The sequence below is a fragment of the Siccirubricoccus deserti genome (assembly GCF_014283215.1).
GTDB classification, from domain to species: domain Bacteria; phylum Pseudomonadota; class Alphaproteobacteria; order Acetobacterales; family Acetobacteraceae; genus Siccirubricoccus; species Siccirubricoccus deserti.
In genome coordinates, this window is the sequence record NZ_JACOMF010000003.1 from 138,443 (window position 1) to 156,246 (window position 17,804).

Sequence of the window (17,804 nt, forward strand, 5' to 3'; positions counted from 1 at the left end):
ATAGGCAGAGGATCCTGTCAGCGCCGGATCCCGCGAAATGCCCCGACCCCCCGCCAAGGCGATGCCCCGACCCGCTGCCCCGAAACCGGCGGCGGCGCTGCATGGCAGCGCCCGCGCCCCGCGCCGGGCGCGCCGGATGTCGGCCGAGCAGGCGGTCGCTTTCCTGCAGGCGCTGGCCGTTGCCAACCCGGCGCCGGAAACCGAACTGCTTTACGACAACCCCTTTACCCTGCTGGTCGCGGTGGTGCTCTCCGCCCAGACCACCGATGCGGCGGTGAACAAATGCACCCCGGCGCTGTTCGCCGCGGCGCCGACCCCGGCGGCGATGGCAGCCCTCGGCGCCGAGGGCATCGGCCCTTACATCCGCCGCATCGGGCTGTGGCAGGGCAAGGCGCGCAACGTCGCCGCGCTCGCGGCGCTGCTGGTCGAACGCCACGGCGGTCAGGTGCCGAACGACCGGGCGGCGCTGGAGGCGCTGCCAGGGGTCGGCCGCAAGACCGCCAATGTGGTGCTGAACGTCGCCTTCGGCGAAAGCACCATGGCCGTCGACACCCACATCTTCCGCCTCGGCAACCGCACCGGCCTGGCGCCGGGCAAGACCCCGCGGGAGGTGGAGGACGGGCTGGTGCGGCGCTGCCCGCCGGCGCTGCTGCGCGATGCGCATCATTGGTTGATCCTGCACGGGCGCTATGTCTGCAAGGCGCGGGCGCCGGAATGCTGGCGCTGCGTCGCCGCGGCGCATTGCAATTACCGCGACAAGGTCTTCGCCCCCGGCAACGGCCTCGCACCTCCGGGCGCTTCCCGTTGAGCCGCCGCCGCTGAACCGGGCGGGGAGAGGAACCCCGGGCGCTGCCCCGGCGTTGAGGCGGTAGCGGCGGCCCTCGACCTTAGCATCCACGCCACCGGCGAAGGCGATGCAACAGGGCCCGCCCTGCCCTTGGCGTCCGCCATGCCGAGGGCTCCACGGCGCATTGATGGTGAAGGAATCCCGTATGACCGATGCCCCGCCGGGCAGCGTCGCCCCGAGTTTGCCCCGTTCCCGCTCGTCCCGGCGGCCCTTGCTGCTCTGCTTCTCACATCTGCGCTGGGACTTCGTCTTCCAGCGCCCGCAGCATCTGCTGACCCGTGCCGCACGTGACCATGAGGTGATCTTCTTCGAGGAGCCACTCTATCGCCCCGGCGCCACTCCGCGCCTCGACCTGCATGAGACGCCGGAGGGCGTGACCGTCGCCATCCCGCTGCTGCCGGAAGGGCTGAAGGGTGCCGCCGCCGTCGCCGCGCAGCGCGCGCTTCTGGACGGGTTGCTGGCACCCGAGGCCGGGCGGCCGATGATCGCCTGGTTCTACACCCCGATGGCGCTGGAATTCGCCACGCACCTGCGGCCGGACGTCACCGTCTACGACTGCATGGACGAGCTTTCCGCCTTCCGCGGCGCACCGCCATGCATGATGGACATGGAGCGGGCGCTGCTGGCCCGGGCCGACCTGGTCTTCACCGGCGGACGCAGCCTCTACGAGGCGAAGCGCAACCGGCACCCGCGCGTCTCCTGCTTCCCCTCCTCGATCGATGCGGCGCATTTCGTCACCGCCCGCACCCCCCAGCCGGCGCCGGCCGACCAGGAGGGTATCCCGGGCCCACGCATCGGCTTCTTCGGTGTGGTCGATGAGCGCATGGATACCGAACTGGTCGGCGCCCTGGCGGCGGCGCGGCCGGACTGGTCCTTCGTGATGATCGGCCCGGTGGTGAAGATCGACCCCGCAGCCCTGCCGCGGTTGCCGAACATCCATTGGCTCGGCGGCAAGCGCTATGTCGAGCTGCCGCGCTACCTCGCCGGCTGGGATGCCGGCTTCATGCCCTTTGCCCGCAATGAGAGCACCCGCTTCATCAGCCCGACCAAGACCCCGGAATTCCTCGCCGCCGGCCTGCCGGTGGTCTCGACCCCGATCACCGACGTGGTCCGCGACTGGGGGCCGCGGGAGGGCGCCGAGGGGCTGGTCGAGATCGCCGCAGAGCCGGTGGGCTTCGCCGCCGCGCTGCAGCATGTGCTGGACCGGCCGCGCGCCGCCTGGCTGAAGCGGGTGGACCGGAGGCTGGCGCAGCTTTCCTGGGACCGGACCTGGGCGGAGATGCAGGGGCTGATCGCCACCGTCCGGCGTGGCGCGGTGAGGGCCGAGGTGCCGGTCGGCGCGGCGTCCACCGTGCGGAGTGGCCCCTGATGTTCGACTGGCTCATCGTCGGCGCCGGCTTTGCCGGCAGCGTGCTGGCCGAGCGCTTGGCCAGCCAGCGGAACGAGCGGGTGATGATCATCGACCGCCGCCCGCATATCGGCGGCAATGCCTATGATCATCTGGATGCCGCCGGGCTGCTGATCCACCGCTACGGCCCGCATATCTTCCACACCAACGCGCAGCAGGTGGCCGACTATCTCTCCCGCTTCACCAGCTGGCGGCCGTATGAGCACCGCGTGCTGGCCGAGGTGAAGCGGCCCGGCAGCGGCGAGACGTTGCGCGTGCCGATCCCGATCAACCTTGACACCATCAACCGCCTCTACGGCCTGTCGCTGACCGAGGCGGAGGTCGAGGCCTGGATGGCGGCGCGGGCGGAGCCGGTGGCGGAGATTCGGACCAGCGAGGATGTCGTCGTCGGCAAGGTCGGCCGCGAGCTCTACGAGCTGTTCTTCCGCGGCTACACCCGCAAGCAATGGGCGCTGGACCCGAGCGAGCTGGACAGGAGCGTGACCGCCCGCGTGCCGACCCGCACCAACCGCGACGACCGCTACTTCACCGACAGCTTCCAGGCCATGCCGGCCGAGGGCTACACCAAGATGTTCGAGCGCATGCTGGCGCATCCGAACATCACGATCCGTACCGGTGTCGACTACCGCGCCATCCGTGACCAGGTGCCGCACAGAAAACTGATCTGGACCGGCCCGGTGGACGAGTATTTCGGCTTCCGCTTCGGCAAGCTGCCCTACCGCTCACTGCGCTTTGAGCACCAGACGCTGGACCAGGAATGGCACCAGCCGGTCGGCACAGTGAACTACCCCGCCGAGGACGTGCCCTATACCCGCACCAGCGAGTACAAGCACCTGACCGGTCAGGTGCATCCACGCACCAGCATCACCACCGAATACCCGAGCGCCGAGGGCGACCCCTACTATCCGATCCCCCGCCCTGAGAACCAGGTGCTCTACAAGCGCTACGAGGCGCTGGCGGATGCGACGCAGGATGTCTGGTTCGTCGGCCGCCTGGCGACCTACCGCTACTACAACATGGACCAGATCGTCGGCCAGGCGCTGGCGACCTTCCAGCGCATCGCGGCCGGGGTGCCACGCGCGAGCGCCGTCGTGGCGGCGGAGTGACGACGCGGCCTCCCCGCCTGCGGGGAGGCCGGGCGCAAATGCGACGGGGCCGGTGCCGCTGTGGTATGGCGGCATTCCGACCGCTGAAGGACCGACCGGGTGATCAGGCGTCTCGTTCTCGCCGCGCTGCTGCTTCTGCCCATGTTCGCCGCCCATGCGCAGACCGTCATGGTCATGTACCGAAACGGCGCGGTGCGTTTCGCCTACCCGGCGGGAGAGGGCGGGAATCTTTACATCATGCACCCGGACGGTAGGAGCTCGAACATCTATCCCCTCGCCGGCGGCGCCTTCAGCATCGTCGATCCGGACGGGAGCATTAGCCTCGCCTTCCCGCAGGGTCCCGACACGCTGGTGGTGACGCGAACCGGGCTGCGCGCGGAGGATCTCAAGCGGCTCGGTTACTAGCAGGTTCCCGATCCGCGTCATGCGGGGCTTGCCCCGGGCATCCGAAGATCCAGAAAGCCAGGTGGTTACCGGGAGCTTGGCTCTAGCCCGGCCATGACGGAAAGGTAGCACCCCCGAACCACATCCAGGTTTTCCGCAGCCTGCCGGAGCGGCCCGCATGTTGGCCCCGGCGCTCCCGCTCAAACCGAATCCGCCGGCTGATGTTCTTCCTGATGCCTGGGGCCACCAGACAGGAGGGAACACCATGGCCGTCGTAAAGGTGATCGAATTGCTCGGCGAGAGCACCGAAAGCTGGGAGGACGCGACGCGGCAGATCGTCGCCGAGGCCACGCGTACCCTCCATGGCGTCACCTCGGTCTACATCAAGGAGTTCCAGGCCACGGTCGAGAACGACAAGGTGAAGAACTTCCGCGTCAATGCGAAGGTCTCCTTCGTCCTCGAACGGGACTAGGTCCAACGGTACCGGCCGGCGCCCGGGCAGGCGGCTCGGGCGCCAAGGAGGATCACCATGGCAGACAAGCAGTCCTCGGGTCAGCACCAGAAAGCGGGCGGCCAGCCGCAGGGTCAGCAGCAGCGCGGCCAGATGTCGCACGACGATCGGCGCCAGGAGAGCGGGCGGATGGGCGGCGAGCCGCCACGCCAGGACGAGCAGCCGGGCAAGCGCAGCCAAATGGAGCGCGAGAAGGCGAATAAGGGCAAGGGCAGCCCGGCCTGAGATCTCGACACGGCGAGGGCCCCGGAGCGTGGGACAAGCACCCGCCGGGGCCGCCGCTGAGGCACGGGCCGGACCCGTGCATCCGGATGCGCTGCGTAAACAATGAGTTGGACAGCCCGGCCATGGCGGGTGGAGAGCACCGGCGCCTCCCGTCCACAACTGGCTGATGAGCAAGTCGCTCAGGCGAGCCGCAGCCGTGGCGAGCCCCGCCGCCGGTCTTCGTCCGCGCGGAAGGCTTGCTACGCCACCTCCCGCTTCGCCTGCTTCAACTCACCCACGAAGCGGGCGTATTCCCGTGCCTTCGCCTCGGCATCCGGCAGCCGCAGCAGGTAGCTCGGGTGCACCGTCGGGAACAGGCGGATGCCGTCCGGCGTCTCCATCACCTCGCCCCGCGTCTTGCCGATCGCCAGCGGCTTGCCGGTCAACGCCCGGAGTGCGGTGGCGCCGAGCGAGACCACAAGTTGCGGCCCGATGATCTCGATCTCCCGCTTCAGGAAGGGGCGGTAATAGGCGATGTCGCCGGCATCCGGCGACTGGTGCAGCCGGCGCCGGCCGGTCGGCTTGAATTTGAAGTGCTTCACCGCGTTGGTGACATAGGTGGTGGGGCGGTCGATGCCCGCCTCCACCACCGCGCGGTCGAACAGCCGCCCGGCCGGGCCGACGAAGGGGCGGCCAGCGATGTCCTCCTCATCGCCGGGCTGCTCGCCGACGAAGAGCAGCGGCGCGCCGGGCGGGCCCTCGCCGAACACCAGCTGCGTTGCCTCCGCGGCCCAGGGCGGCAGGTCGTTGCGCCGCGCCAGCTCCTCGCGCAGGGCGCGGAGCGCGGCGGTGGGGTCATCCGGGCTGGAGAACAGGTCGTGGGCCATGTCCTCGGCAACGTCCTGGGCCGGAGCGGGATGCACCGCCCGCTGCCGCCGCGCCGCCGGCGGGGTGGCCCCGCGCGCCAGCATCGCCGCCTCGCGTCGGCGGGCCTCGGCCATCAGCCGGGGGATCTCGCGTGCCTCGGGCAGGTTCTTCCAGTACTTCACCGGCATTTCCGCCCGCATTGCCGCGGGCTTCAGCCGGGCAGGGTTGAAGATGCTGGCGTAGTAGGCGCGCCAGAGTTCCTCATGCGCATCCTCGGGCGGCGCCGCGGCGCGGGTGCTGCCGCGGCCCATGCGCAGCGTCACGCCATCCCAATGCGCGCTCGCCTCCGGCGTCAGGATCGACCAGCGCAGCGCGGCGAAGCGGCGGATGAAGAAGCCGGCCTCGGCTTCGAGGATGTGGTGCTCCGGCTCGAACCAGGCGATGTAGCGCTCGCCTTCCCCGGTGTTGATGGCGCGGAAACGCAGGAAGGCGTGCAGCTTGTGCGCGTCGCGGGCGACCGCTTTCGCCATGGCGTTGAGACGGAGGACATCCGGGTCCGTCGCCACCTCCAGCAGCCCGTGCTCGCCATGGGTCAGCCGCCACAGGACGCGATAGAGCACAGAAAAGCGCTCGGGGTCGCGGTGGCGGATGGCGACCTCCGCGTGGTCCAGGAAGGCACGCGGCACGACGGCGGCGGGCGATGCTCCGGCGGGTGGCGGCACGGCGCCGGCGAACAGCCCGGGAGCTTCCCCGGCGATCCGCCATTCCACCCGCTCCGGCGACACCCCGGCCGCGAGCAGCCGCCGCGCCTGCTGCCGCCAGGCGGCGAAATCCGCCGGCCCCGGCAGCAGGATGCCGACAATTCCCATCAGAGCAGCGCCAGCTGCGTTGAGGGGCCGAAGCCGCGCCGCGGCGCGACCAGCCGGCGCAGATCGGCGCGGTCCAGCACCCCGCCGCGCGGGTGGTGGTCGGCGGTGACCAGGAAGGGCAGCAGTTTTCCGAGTGGCAGCCGCAGCCGGGCCAAGTCCTCGCTGCGGATCGCGCGGTGCCGGCGGGCGGAGAGCAGCCGCTCCACCGTCCTGGCCCCGAGGCCCGGCACCCGCAGCAGCATCTCCCGCGGCGCGCGGTTCACATCCACCGGGAAGCGCTCCCGATGCTTCAGCGCCCAGGCCAGCTTCGGGTCGATGCCAAGGTCGAGCATGCCATCGGTGCCGCCCGCCAGGACTTCCTCCGCCTCGAAGCCGTAGAAGCGCAGCAGCCAATCCGCCTGGTACAGCCGATGCTCCCGCACCAGCGGCGGCGGCGCCGGCGGCAGCAGCCGCGAGGCATCCGGGATCGGCGAATAGGCGGAGTAATAGACCCGCCGCAGCCCGTAGCTGGCGTAGAGCGTGGTAGTGGTCTGCAGCACCGTGCGGTCGTCCGCCGCATCGGCGCCGATGATCATCTGGGTGCTCTGCCCAGCCGGGGCGAAGCGCGGCGCGGCGGCACGGCCCTCTCCGCGCTGCGCCTCCCGCGCCGCATCGATGCGCTGGCGCATCCGGGCCATGGCACGGCGGATGCCGGGGCCGTCCTTCTCCGGCGCCAGCGCCTTCAGCGAGGCCGCCTGCGGCAACTCGATGTTGATCGAGAGCCGGTCGGCGTGGCGCCCGGCCTCTTCCAGCAGCGCCGGATCGGCGTCGGGGATGGTCTTCAGATGGATATAGCCGCGGAAGCCATGCTCCTCCCGCAGGCTGCGGGCGACGCCGACGATCTGCTCCATGGTGTAGTCGGGGGAGCGGATGATGCCGGAGGAGAGGAACAGCCCCTCGATGTAGTTGCGCCGGTAGAAGGCCAGGGTCAGCGTCACCAGCTCCCGCACCGTGAAGCGGGCGCGCTGCACGTTGCTGGTGGCACGGTTGATGCAGTAGGCGCAGTCATAGACGCAGGCGTTGGTCAGCAGCACCTTCAGCAGCGAGATGCAGCGCCCATCCGGCGCATAGGCATGGCAGATGCCCATGCCCTCGGTGCTGCCGAGGCCCCCGTCGCGCGAATCCCGCTTGGCGGTGCCGGAGGAGGCGCAGGAGGCGTCGTATTTCGCCGCATCGGCAAGAATCTCAAGCTTTTGGCGCAATTCCATGGCTGGCGGCAGGCTCCTGCGTCCAGGCGGTTAAGTTCACTATATGTTCTGTGCCTTGCCGCACTGCAACCGCCCCGGCTGGAACCATCCGGCCGGCACGGGATTATCCTGCGCATGCGCATCGTCCTGACCTTCCTGCTGCTGCTCGCAACCTCGGCCCTGGCCCAGGAGCCCGCCTGGCTGACCCCCGACCAGGTACGCATCGTGCTGCAGGCGCGGGGCTTCACCGACATCGAGGGGCTGGAGCGCCAGGGCAACGACTTCGTCGTCCGCCAGGCGAAGCGCTATGGCACGCCGGTGCGCGACCTCCGGCTGGATGCGGTGACCGGCCAGCCGCGCGAGGCCCCGCTGCTGACCGAGGCCCAGGCGCGGGAGATGCTGCGCGACCGCGGCTACACCGAGGTGACCGAGATCGGCCGCGAGGGCGATACCATCCATCTGCGCGCGGTGCGCGAGGGTACGCCGACCGAGATCAGCATCGACGCCCGGACCGGCGTGGTGAAGCGGTAGCGCGCCGTCGCCGCCATCCCATCTGTTACGGCGTGAACCACGCGCACATCAACCGCATCGCCACCGCCGTGCCTCGGCACGAGGTGCATGAGGCCTTCCGCGTCTTCGCCGGACGGCAGATCACCGAACCCCGTATCCGCACCGCCTTCGCCCGGCTGGCCGAGCGGTCGCAAATCGAGCAGCGCTTCTCCGTGCTGCAACCCGACGCCGAGGCCACCGGCACCACCGACGGTTTCTACCGGCTGGACCGCTTCCCCTCGACCGGCCCGCGCATGGCACGCTTCGAGGCCGAGGCGCCCGCCCTGGCCGAGGCCGCCTGCGACGCGCTGGGGCTGGAACGGGAGGGGCCGGGCATCACCCACCTCATTCTCGCCACCTGCACCGGCTTCGCCGCCCCCGGCCTCGACCACTGGCTGATCCACCGCTACGGCCTGCCTCGCCATGTCGAACGCAGCGTCGTCGGCTTCATGGGCTGCCAGGCGGCGATCAACGCGCTGAAGCTGGCGCACCACATGGTCCGCAGCGATCCGCGCGCCCGGGTCCTGGTGCTGAACCTCGAACTCTGTACGCTGCATCTGCAGCCCTCCACCGAGATCGAGCAGCTGCTGTGCTTCCTGCTGTTCGCCGATGGCTGCAGCGCCGCGCTGGTGACCGCCGAGCCGGAGGGGCTGGCGCTGGAAGGCTTCCATGCCGCGCTGCTGCCGGAGGCGGCCGACCAGATCACTTGGCGGATCGGCGATGGCGGCTTCGACATGACCCTTTCGGGTTTCGTGCCGCTGACCCTGGCACGCGCCCTGCCGGGCCAGGCGGCGGCGATCCTGGCCGGCGCGCCGGCGGATGCGTTCGACCTCTGGGCGGTGCATCCCGGCGGCCGCAGCGTGCTGGATGCGGTGATGCACGGGCTCGGCCTGCCGGCGGCGGCGCTGGAGACCAGCCGGGCGGTGCTGCGCCAGCATGGCAACATGTCCTCCGCCACGGTGATGTTCGTGCTGGCGCGGATGCTGGCGGCGCCGCGCGGCCAGCGCGGCTGCGCGCTTGCCTTCGGACCGGGGTTGTCGGCGGAGACCATGCGCTTCCGGGTGGCGTGATGCTGAAGCACCGCAGCGACGCGACGGAGTGGATGGACGAGGCGGCGGCCGGGGAGCCGGAATTCGCCGCGGCGCTGCGCGACCTGGCGCGGATCAGCCGGATGACCATGGCGCATCGGCCGGTGCTGCGCTTCCTCGACCGCCTCGTCGCCGAGACCGGCGCCAGCAGCCTCTCCGTGCTGGATGTCGGCTGCGGCGGCGGCGACCTGCTGGCCGAGATCGATCGTTGGGCGGCGAGGCGCGGCATTGCCGTGGCGCTGACCGGGTTGGACCGCAGCCGCTGGGCGGCGCGCTACGCCACCGCCGCCGGCGTGCCTGCCCGTTTCATCACCGCCGACCTCTTCGAACTGGACCCGGCGGAGCGCTTCGACGTGGTGGTGTGCAGCCTGTTCACCCATCACCTGCGGGACCCGGAGCTGGTGCGCTTCCTGCGTTGGATCGAGGATCGCGCGATCCGCGGCTGGCTGATCTCCGATTTGCACCGGCACTGGCTGCCCTGGGTCACGGTGTGGCTCGGCTTCCGGCTGCTGCGCTTCGCGCCGATGGTGATCCACGACAGCACCATCTCCTTCGCCCGCGCCTTCACCCATGCCGATTGGCAGCGGCTGCTGGCCGAGGCGGGAGTCACTGCCCGCATCCGCCGGGAATTCCCCTTCCGCTGGATCGTCTGGCGGTGACTTTGGTGCTCGGCGCCGGCCCGGCCGGCTGCGCCGCGTCCATCGCCCTGGCCCGCGCCGGGGCGAAGGTGCTGCTGCTGGAACGCCAGGCGGCGGCGCAGGAGAGCGTCTGCGGCGAGTTCCTGGGGCCCGATGCCGAAGCGGCGCTGCGCCTATTGGGGCTGGACCTTCCGGCGCTGGGCGCGGTGCCGCTGCGGCGCCTGCGCATCGGCGCCGGGGCGCGGGAGGCGGAGGTGGCGCTGCCATTCCCGGCCTGGGCGCTGCCGCGCCGGCTGCTGGACGGCGCGCTGCGCGCGGCGGCGGAGACCGCTGGGGTGGAGCTGCGCAGCGGCATCGCCATCGCCGCCGCCGAGCCCGCGCCGCAGGGCTGGCGGCTGCGCTGGCCGGGCGGCAAGGCAGTGGCGCCGCGCCTCATCCTCGCCACCGGCAAGCATGGGTTGCGCGGCCACCCGAGGGCCGGAGCGCCACAAGGCGCACTCGGGCTGAAGCTGCACCTCGCGGGGGTGGAGGCCGGCGATGCGGTGGCGCTGCTGCCCTTCGCCGGCGGCTATGCCGGGTTGCAGCCGCTGCCGGGCGGCGGCGCCAACCTCTGCGTCGCGCTGCATGCCGAGGGGGGTGCCGCGGCGCGCGACCCGGCGGCGCTGCTCGAACGGGTGGCGGCGGGCTCGGCGCTGGCGGCGCGGCTGCTGCGCGGGGCGCGGCCGCTGTGGGACCGGCCGCTGGCGGTGGCCGCGGTGCCCTATGGCTTCCGCCAGGGCGCGGACGGACCGGAGGGGCTGTATCGCATCGGCGACCAGGCGGCGGTCATCGCCTCCTTCACCGGCGCGGGCGTGGCGCTGGCGCTGCACTCCGGGCTGGCGGCGGCGGCGGCGGTGCTGGCGGGCGACAGCGCGGCGCGGTTCCACCTGGCATGGCGCCGGCGGAGCGCCGGGCCGATGCGCTGGGCCGGGCTGGGGGCGCTGGCGCTGCGCCGGGCGCCAGCGGGCTTCGCCACGGCGGCGGCGTTCGGCCCCGCGGCGCGCTGGATGGCCCGCGCCACGCGCCTGGAAACAGAAGCAAAATGGTAGGATCGGGCGCCAATCCCCCAGACCCCGGCCTGGGTTTAGGCTTAGCGGCAGGAATGAACGTCTCGGCGTTGCCCGGAGCTGTGCCGTGAAGCTGCGGGCTCAGCCGACGGATCTGAAACCCGGGCCAGGATCTGGGGTGGCGCTTGCCACCTCAGCGGGGGCTTGGGGCTGGCCCCCAACGGGGCACGCCTTCGGCAGCTCAATCGATACTGAGGTTCAGCCGCGCCACCATCCGCTTCTCGTACTCCACCCGCTCCTTGGCGAAGGCCAGGTAGTCCGCCGGCGGGAGGTATTCCTGCGGCATGTCCCAGCGGCGGATGATCGCCTGGCTCGCCTCATCCAGGTAGGCCTTGTGGAAGGCGCGGTGCAGCATCTCCACCAGCTCCCCCTCCATCCCTTTCGGGCCGACGATCCCATAGGGCGAGGTGACGACCATGTCGTAGCCCAGTTCCCGCAACGTGGGCGCCTCGGGGAAGCTTGCCAGCCTGTCGCGGGTCCAGACCGAGAGCAGGCGCAGCTCCCCGCTCTCCACATTCGGCCGCCAGGATTGCGCATCGGCGACCACGTCGATCTGCCTGCCGAGCAGCGCCGTCACCCCTTCCTGCGCGCCGCGGAAGGGGATGTGGGTCATCTGCACCCCCTCACGCGCGCAGAGATCCTCCATGGCGATGTGGTTGGTCGTGGCGATGCCGCTGGTGGAGTAGGTGATGCGGCCGGGCTGGCGGCGCGCCGCCTCGATCAGGTCCTTGAAGGTCTTGTACGGACTGTCGCTGCGCACTGCGGTGCCGAAGGTGAAGCCGCTGAGCTGCATGATGTAGGTGAAGTCGTTGACCGGGTCCCAGGTCGGCTGCTTCGTCAGGAAGGGGTGGCGCAGGATCGAGAGGTGGTGGTGCGCCAGGGTGTAGCCGTCCGGCCGCGCCTGGTTGATGAGGAAGATCGCCGCCTGGGTGCCACGGGCGCCGGGGCGATTCTCGATCACCACCGGCTGGCCAAGGTCCTTGTTCATGATCTCGAACATGGTCCGGTGCAGCGCATCCAGGCTGCCGCCGGGGGGCCAGGGGATCAGGAAGCGGATCGGACGGTTGGGAAAGCGGCCCTGGCCGAGGGCGGGCCCGGCCAGCGCGGCGCCTGTCGCGGCAAGCATGGCGCGGCGACGGATCGACATCATCATCTCGTCGTTTCCTCCCGTTGCAGCGGCTCCCGGAGGGATGGGCTGGCCCATCGGGGGGCTTCTGGTTAGGCAACGCGTGGATACTCGCCCACCCTGACCTGTGGGCGAGGCCCGGGCCGGCCCGGAAAGGATCAGTCGATCCGCAGGTTCAGCCGCTGCGCCATCCTCTTCTCGTATTCGGCGCGGCGGGCGATGAAGCTGCGGTAGCCCTCGGTGTCATAATACTCCAACGGCATGTCGAATTGCGCCCGCACCTTGGCATTGGCCGGGTCGAACAGCGCCGCCTTCAACGCATCGTGCAGCACCCGGACCACCCCGGGGTCCATCCCCTTCGGCCCGGACAGCCCGTAGGGCGAGGTCACCACCATGTCGTGCCCCAGCTCCTTCAAGGTCGGCGCCTCGGGGAAACGTGGCGACCGCTCCCCGGTCCAGACGCAGATCAGGCGAAGCTGCCCGCCGTCCACCAGCGGCGCCCAGGCGGAGCTGTCGGCCACGCTCATCACCTCGCCCGAGGCCACGGCGACCGCCGCCTCGTTGGAGGCACGATAGGGCACGTGGACCAGCTCCAATCCCTCTTTCGTCGCCAGCTCCTCCATCGTCAGGTGGTTGGTCGTGGCGATGCCGGAGGTGGTGTAGGTGAGCCGCCCGGGGTTCGCCTTGGCATAGGCGATGTAGTCGGCCCAGGATTTGATCGGGCCATCCGACTTCACCGCAATGCCGAACAGCCAGCCGGTCATGCCGATGATGTGGGTGAAGTCGTTCACCGGATCCCAGGGCGGATTGCGGACGATATAGGGCCGGCGGACGACGGAGAGATGCATCTGGCTGATGGTGTAGCCATCTGGCCGCGCCTGGGTGGTGAGGTAGAGTGCCCCGAGGGTGCCGGACGCCCCGGCGCGATTCTCCACCACCACCTGCTGGCCCAGGCTGCGCCCGGCGATCTCCGCCGCGGAGCGAAGCTGTGCATCCGCCGACCCGCCCGGAGGCCAGGGAACGATGAGGCGAATGGGGCGGTCGGGATAGCGGGATTGGGCGATGGCCGGGGCGGCGAGCGCCGCGCCGGCGAGGCCAAGCAGGATGCGGCGTGGAGTTCCCTGAAGCACGTTTCTTCCCTTCGGTCTGTTGCCGGAAGGTCAGCTTAGCAGGGGAGTGGTTACAATTGGGAAGGCCGGAGAGGCCATCCCCGGCGCCGCGGCGGGTCCGGGGCGCTCACCCGCCTTCGGGCGTCGCCGCGTCGGTGAGCGGGAAGGGCGTGCCGGGCAGGTAGGTGGTGACGGGGCGGATCTCGTAGACCGCGGTGGGATTGACGCGTTGCAGGTCGCGCGCGACCTCAACGGCGGCGGCGCGCGTCTCGCACTCCACCACATAGAAGCCCAGAAGCTGCTCCTTGGTCTCGGCGAAAGGACCATCGAGGACCAGCCCGGGGCCCCGCAGGGTAACGGCCTGCCGCGTCGCCCCAAGCCGCGCCGCCGGGCCAAGCTGGCCCTCCTCGTGCAGCCGGTCGTGGACCCGGTGCAGATCCTTCATCAGCGCGGCGTCTTCCTCCTGCGTCCAGGAGGTGACCACCTCTTCAACATGGTAGGCCAGGATCGCGTAGAGCATGGGGCTTCGCCTTTCTTTCGGGGCAGGCAGAAATACCCCAAGGACGTTCTGGCGATGCCTGTCCCGACAGAGCTTCAGCCGGGGGAATACCCAGCTGCGCCCCGGCCAGCGCTAAAGGCGGCGCCGATGGGCGCTGCCCCCGATCTTCGACCCTTGCGCCACCTACCTACCCAGCCCGTCCCAGAACTCCTTCACCTTGGCGAAGAACCCCTCGCTCTCCGGGCTGGACTTGCCGGTCCGCGTCGCTTCCGCCTCGAAGGCCTCCAGCAGCTCCCGCTGCTTCGGCGTGAGGTTCTGCGGCGTCTCGACCGAGACCTGCACGAACATGTCGCCCCGCGCCGCGCTGCGCAGCACGGAGAAGCCCTTGGAGCGCAGGCGGAACTGGTCGCCCGCCTGGGTGCCGGCGGGGATGGTGACCTTGGCCCGGCCACCGTCCACGGTCGGCACCTCCACCGATCCGCCGAGCGCCGCCTGGGTCATCCGCAGCGGGACGCGGACGTAGATGTTCGCCCCGTCGCGCTGGAAGATCGGGTGCTGCCGCACGCCGATGTCCACGTAGAGGTCGCCAGCCGGTGCCCCGCGCAGCCCGGCCTCGCCCTCGCCGGCCAGGCGGATGCGGGTGCCGTCCTCCACCCCGGCGGGGATCGAGACGTTGAGGGTGCGGTCGCGCTGCACCCGTCCGGCGCCCTGGCAGACCTTGCAGGGATTCTTGATGATCCGCCCCTGGCCGGAGCAGGTCGGGCAGGTCCGCTCGATCAGGAAGAAGCCCTGCTGCGCCCGCACCTTGCCGGCCCCCTGGCAGGTCGGGCAGGTCTGCGCTCCGCCGCCGCTGCCGGGTTCCGCCCCGCTGCCGCTGCACGCCTCGCAGCTGACCGAGGAGGGCACCTTGATGGTCTTCTTGGTGCCGGAAAAAGCTTCTTCCAGCCCGATCTCGACGGTGGTGCGGAGGTCGGCGCCGCGGCCGCTCGCCTGGCGTTGCCGGCCGCGGCCGCCGCCGCCGCCGAAGCGGCCGAACATCTCCTCGAAGATGTCCTCGAAGCCGGCTCCGAAGGGGTTGCCGCCCTGGAAGCCGCCGCCGCCCGGCCCGCCCTGTTCGAAGGCGGCGTGGCCGTAGCGGTCGTAGGCCGCGCGCTTCTCGGCGTCCTTCAGCACGTCATAGGCCTCGTTCAATTCCTTGAACCGGCCCTCGGCCTCCTTGTCGCCCTGGTTGCGGTCAGGGTGGTACTTCATCGCCAGCCGGCGATAAGCCTTCTTCAGGTCATCCTCGGTCGCCTCGCGCTGCACGCCGAGGATGTCATAGTAATCGCGCTTGGCCATGGCCTGGCTCATACCCCATCCGGGAGTAAGTCATGCCGCGCCCCGCACAGGACGACGCCCGGCCCCTTGCGGGAACCGGGCGCCGAACATCACACGGAAGCGCAGCGGTTCCGAAAGCTTAGCCCGACTTTTTCTTGTTCGGGTCGACTTCCTCGAAGTCGGCATCGACCACCTTGTCGGAACCGCCACCCGGCTGCGCGCCACCGGCCGGCCCCGCCCCGGCGCCGCCCGGGGCCTGCTGCTCGGTCGCCTGCTGGGCCTTGTACAGCGCCTCACCCATCTTCATCCCGGCCTGGGAGAGGGTCTCCCCGGCGCTGCGGATGGCCTCGGCGTCGCCGCTCTCCATCGCGGTGCGAGCGGCGGCCAGGGCGGATTCGACCTCGGCCTTTTCCGCCTCACCGACCTTGTCGCCATTGTCCTTCAGCGTCTTGTCGGTGCTGTGGATCAGCGCATCCAGCTGGTTGCGCGCCTCCACCGTCTCGCGCCGCTTCCGGTCGGTCTCGGCATTCGCCTCGGCCTCCTTCACCATGCGCTCGATGTCGGTCTCCGACAGGCCGGAGCGGGCCTGGATCTTGATCTGCTGCTCCTTGCCCGTCGCCTTGTCCTTGGCCTGGACCGAGACGATGCCGTTGGCGTCGATGTCGAAGGTCACCTCGATCTGCGGCACGCCGCGCGGGGCGCCGGGGATGCCGGTCAGGTCGAAATTGCCCAGCAGCTTGTTGTCCGCCGCCATCTCACGCTCACCCTGGTAGACCTTGATGGTGACCGCGGTCTGGTTGTCGTCGGCGGTGCTGAACACCTGTGACTTCTTGGTCGGGATCGTGGTGTTGCGGTCGATCAGCCGGGTGAACACGCCGCCCAGCGTCTCGATGCCGAGGGACAGCGGGGTGACGTCGAGCAGCAGGACGTCCTTCACCTCGCCCTTCAGCACGCCGCCCTGGATGGCGGCGCCGATGGCGACGACCTCGTCCGGGTTGACATTGCGGGCGGGCTCGCGGCCGAAGAACTGCTTCACCGCCTCAATGACCTTGGGCATGCGGGTCATGCCGCCGACCAGGATCACCTCGTCGATCTCACCGGCGCTCACGCCGGCGTCCTTCAGCGCGTTCCTGCAGGGCTCCAGCGTGCGCTGGATCAGGTCGTCCACCAGGGCTTCGAGCTTCGACCGCGTCAGCTTCATCACCAGATGCTTCGGCCCGGAGGCGTCGGCGGTGATGAAGGGCAGGTTGACCTCCGTCTCCTTGGCGGAGGAGAGCTCGATCTTGGCCTTCTCGGCGGCCTCCTTCAGACGCTGCAGGGCGAGCTTGTCGCCGCGCAGGTCGATGCCCTGCTCCTTCTTGAACTCATCGGCCAGGTAGTCGATGACCCGCGCGTCGAAATCCTCGCCGCCGAGGAAGGTGTCGCCATTGGTCGACTTCACCTCGAAGACGCCGTCGCCGATCTCGAGGATGGAGACGTCGAAGGTACCGCCGCCGAGGTCGTAGACCGCGATGGTGCCGCCCTTCTTCTGGTCCATGCCATAGGCGAGCGCGGCCGCGGTCGGCTCGTTGATGATGCGCAGCACCTCGAGGCCCGCGATGGCGCCGGCTTCCTTGGTGGCCTGGCGCTGGGCGTCGTTGAAGTAGGCCGGGACGGTGATGACCGCCTGGGTCACCTTCTCGCCAAGGTAGGCCTCGGCGGTCTCCTTCATCTTGGTGAGGATGTTGGCGCTGATCTGCTGCGGCGCGTATTTCTGCCCCTCGACCTCAACCCAGGCGTCGCCGTTGTCGGCGCGCACGATGTGGTAGGGGACCAGGCCGATGTCCTTCTTGACCATCGGATCATCGAAGCGGCGGCCGATCAGGCGCTTCACGGCATAGAGGGTGTTCGTCGGGTTGGTCACCGCCTGGCGCTTGGCGCTCTGGCCGACCAGCCGCTCACCGTTCTTGGCGAAGGCGACCATGGAGGGGGTGGTGCGGGCACCCTCGGCGTTCTCGATAACCCGCGTCTCCTTGCCTTCCATGATGGCGACGCAGGAGTTGGTGGTACCGAGGTCGATGCCGATGACTTTGCTCATCCGTAACTTCTCCTTTGCGGCGGGCGAGGGCGGCCCGAAACAGGCACCGCGCCCCGTCCCCTGATTGCGCCCGGGGATGGATTCCCTGAGAGGCGACTTCGGATGCTGGGGATCGCCGGCCGAACGGCCGACAACGCTGCCGATGTATTGGCCCCGGGGCGACCGGACAAGGGTCCATACGCCCGGGTGATGAAAATTTAGGCGGCGTCAGGCGTCACGGCGGCGCTCATTCCGCTCGCGCCGCCGGCGGCGACATTCCCGCGCCGCCAGCGGCGACCGTCACTTGCTCTGCGTACCACCGCCGGCCGCGACGACGACCATCGCCGGCTTCAGCAGCCGCCCGTTCAGCGTCCAGGCCGGGGTCCAGGCCTGGATCACCGTGCCCGGCGCCACGCCCTCCGGCGCCGGCTGCTCGGCCATCGCCTGGTGCAGTTCGGGGTCGAAGGGCTGGCCCTGGGCATCCTTGCGGGCAATGCCGTTACGCTCCAGCACGCCGAGGAAGCTGCGCTCAACCCCCTCGAAGCCCTCGCGCAGCTTGGTCAGCAGCTCTGGCTCGCCCTCCTGCTGCGGCGGCAGCGCATCGAGACCACGGCGCAGGTTCTGCGCCGCCTCCACCACGTCGCCGGCGAATTTCTGGATGGCGTATTGCCGCGCGTCCGCAACCTCGCGTTGGGTCCGGCTGCGGAGGTTCTGCATCTCCGCCTCCGAGCGCAGCCAGCGATCGCGGAGTTGCTGGACCTCCGCCTCCAGCGCGGCGATGCGCTCGGCGTCGGTCTGCGGCGCTGCATCCTGCGGAGCTTCGGGGGGTGGTTCCGCGCCAGGGATGTCCGGCAGCTGTTCGGCTGGATCGCTCATGGTCTCTTGCATGCTGAG

The 17,804-nt window shown here is 70.2% G+C and carries 18 protein-coding genes; 10 read left to right on the forward strand and 8 right to left on the reverse strand.

Annotated features, from left to right (window positions below; translation table 11 throughout):
• Positions 1 to 136 precede the first annotated feature (136 nt).
• From nth to H7965_RS03910, 6 genes are all read left to right on the forward strand, one after another.
• Positions 137 to 808: an endonuclease III gene (gene nth, locus H7965_RS03885; protein WP_186769391.1), complete on the forward strand. Its 672-nt coding sequence runs from the start codon at positions 137 to 139 to the stop codon at positions 806 to 808.
• Between the two features lie 184 nt (positions 809 to 992).
• Positions 993 to 2,216 carry a glycosyltransferase family 1 protein gene (locus H7965_RS03890; RefSeq protein ID WP_222440455.1) on the forward strand — a complete coding sequence of 408 codons (1,224 nt, stop codon included), beginning with the start codon at positions 993 to 995 and terminating at the stop codon, positions 2,214 to 2,216.
• Entirely contained in the window at positions 2,216 to 3,361 is a 1,146-nt protein-coding gene (glf, locus tag H7965_RS03895) for a UDP-galactopyranose mutase (protein ID WP_186769227.1), read from the forward strand. The genes H7965_RS03890 and glf overlap by 1 nt, the downstream gene beginning before the upstream one ends.
• Before the next feature lie 99 nt (positions 3,362 to 3,460).
• The gene (locus tag H7965_RS03900) at positions 3,461 to 3,766 is read left to right on the forward strand and encodes a hypothetical protein (RefSeq protein WP_186769228.1); all 306 of its coding nucleotides are present in this window, start codon (positions 3,461 to 3,463) and stop codon (positions 3,764 to 3,766) included.
• 244 nt (positions 3,767 to 4,010) lie between these two features.
• Positions 4,011 to 4,217: a dodecin family protein gene (locus tag H7965_RS03905; protein ID WP_186769229.1), complete on the forward strand. Its 207-nt coding sequence runs from the start codon at positions 4,011 to 4,013 to the stop codon at positions 4,215 to 4,217.
• A gap of 57 nt (positions 4,218 to 4,274) precedes the next feature.
• The gene (locus H7965_RS03910) at positions 4,275 to 4,481 is read left to right on the forward strand and encodes a hypothetical protein (protein WP_186769230.1); all 207 of its coding nucleotides are present in this window, start codon (positions 4,275 to 4,277) and stop codon (positions 4,479 to 4,481) included.
• Positions 4,482 to 4,720: 239 nt separating this feature from the next.
• Here H7965_RS03910 and H7965_RS03915 read toward each other — a convergent pair whose 3' ends face one another.
• Both H7965_RS03915 and H7965_RS03920 read right to left on the reverse strand, forming a co-directional pair.
• Positions 4,721 to 6,196, reverse strand: coding sequence for a UdgX family uracil-DNA binding protein (locus tag H7965_RS03915; RefSeq protein ID WP_186769231.1), 1,476 nt, complete (start codon positions 6,194 to 6,196; stop codon positions 4,721 to 4,723).
• Positions 6,196 to 7,443 carry a putative DNA modification/repair radical SAM protein gene (locus tag H7965_RS03920; protein WP_186769232.1) on the reverse strand — a complete coding sequence of 416 codons (1,248 nt, stop codon included), beginning with the start codon at positions 7,441 to 7,443 and terminating at the stop codon, positions 6,196 to 6,198. Before H7965_RS03920 ends, H7965_RS03915 begins: the two co-directional genes overlap by 1 nt.
• Before the next feature lie 114 nt (positions 7,444 to 7,557).
• Between H7965_RS03920 and H7965_RS30715 the strand changes: the two genes are divergently transcribed.
• The 4 genes from H7965_RS30715 to H7965_RS03940 are packed head-to-tail and all read left to right on the forward strand — an operon-like array spanning position 7,558 to position 10,785.
• The gene (locus H7965_RS30715) at positions 7,558 to 7,953 is read left to right on the forward strand and encodes a hypothetical protein (RefSeq protein WP_186769233.1); all 396 of its coding nucleotides are present in this window, start codon (positions 7,558 to 7,560) and stop codon (positions 7,951 to 7,953) included.
• 32 nt (positions 7,954 to 7,985) lie between these two features.
• Positions 7,986 to 9,041, forward strand: coding sequence for a type III polyketide synthase (locus H7965_RS31655; protein WP_186769234.1), 1,056 nt, complete (start codon positions 7,986 to 7,988; stop codon positions 9,039 to 9,041).
• The gene (locus H7965_RS03935) at positions 9,041 to 9,718 is read left to right on the forward strand and encodes a methyltransferase domain-containing protein (RefSeq protein ID WP_186769235.1); all 678 of its coding nucleotides are present in this window, start codon (positions 9,041 to 9,043) and stop codon (positions 9,716 to 9,718) included. The genes H7965_RS31655 and H7965_RS03935 overlap by 1 nt, the downstream gene beginning before the upstream one ends.
• Positions 9,715 to 10,785 carry an NAD(P)/FAD-dependent oxidoreductase gene (locus H7965_RS03940; RefSeq protein WP_186769236.1) on the forward strand — a complete coding sequence of 357 codons (1,071 nt, stop codon included), beginning with the start codon at positions 9,715 to 9,717 and terminating at the stop codon, positions 10,783 to 10,785. Before H7965_RS03935 ends, H7965_RS03940 begins: the two co-directional genes overlap by 4 nt.
• 199 nt (positions 10,786 to 10,984) lie before the next feature.
• Here H7965_RS03940 and H7965_RS03945 read toward each other — a convergent pair whose 3' ends face one another.
• The 6 genes from H7965_RS03945 to H7965_RS03970 all read right to left on the reverse strand — a co-directional run bounded on the left by H7965_RS03945 (position 10,985) and on the right by H7965_RS03970 (position 17,786).
• Entirely contained in the window at positions 10,985 to 11,956 is a 972-nt protein-coding gene (locus H7965_RS03945; RefSeq protein WP_186769237.1) for a tripartite tricarboxylate transporter substrate binding protein, read from the reverse strand.
• 131 nt (positions 11,957 to 12,087) lie between these two features.
• A complete protein-coding gene (locus H7965_RS03950) occupies positions 12,088 to 13,059 on the reverse strand; it encodes a tripartite tricarboxylate transporter substrate binding protein (protein ID WP_186769238.1) in 972 nt (323 codons plus the stop codon).
• A gap of 106 nt (positions 13,060 to 13,165) precedes the next feature.
• Positions 13,166 to 13,558 carry a YciI family protein gene (locus H7965_RS03955; RefSeq protein WP_186769239.1) on the reverse strand — a complete coding sequence of 131 codons (393 nt, stop codon included), beginning with the start codon at positions 13,556 to 13,558 and terminating at the stop codon, positions 13,166 to 13,168.
• Positions 13,559 to 13,720: 162 nt separating this feature from the next.
• Positions 13,721 to 14,875, reverse strand: coding sequence for a molecular chaperone DnaJ (gene dnaJ, locus H7965_RS03960; protein WP_186769240.1), 1,155 nt, complete (start codon positions 14,873 to 14,875; stop codon positions 13,721 to 13,723).
• A gap of 118 nt (positions 14,876 to 14,993) precedes the next feature.
• Entirely contained in the window at positions 14,994 to 16,931 is a 1,938-nt protein-coding gene (gene dnaK, locus H7965_RS03965) for a molecular chaperone DnaK (protein WP_186769241.1), read from the reverse strand.
• A gap of 279 nt (positions 16,932 to 17,210) precedes the next feature.
• The gene (locus H7965_RS03970) at positions 17,211 to 17,786 is read right to left on the reverse strand and encodes a nucleotide exchange factor GrpE (RefSeq protein WP_229682445.1); all 576 of its coding nucleotides are present in this window, start codon (positions 17,784 to 17,786) and stop codon (positions 17,211 to 17,213) included.
• Between the last annotated feature and the right edge of the window lie 18 nt (positions 17,787 to 17,804).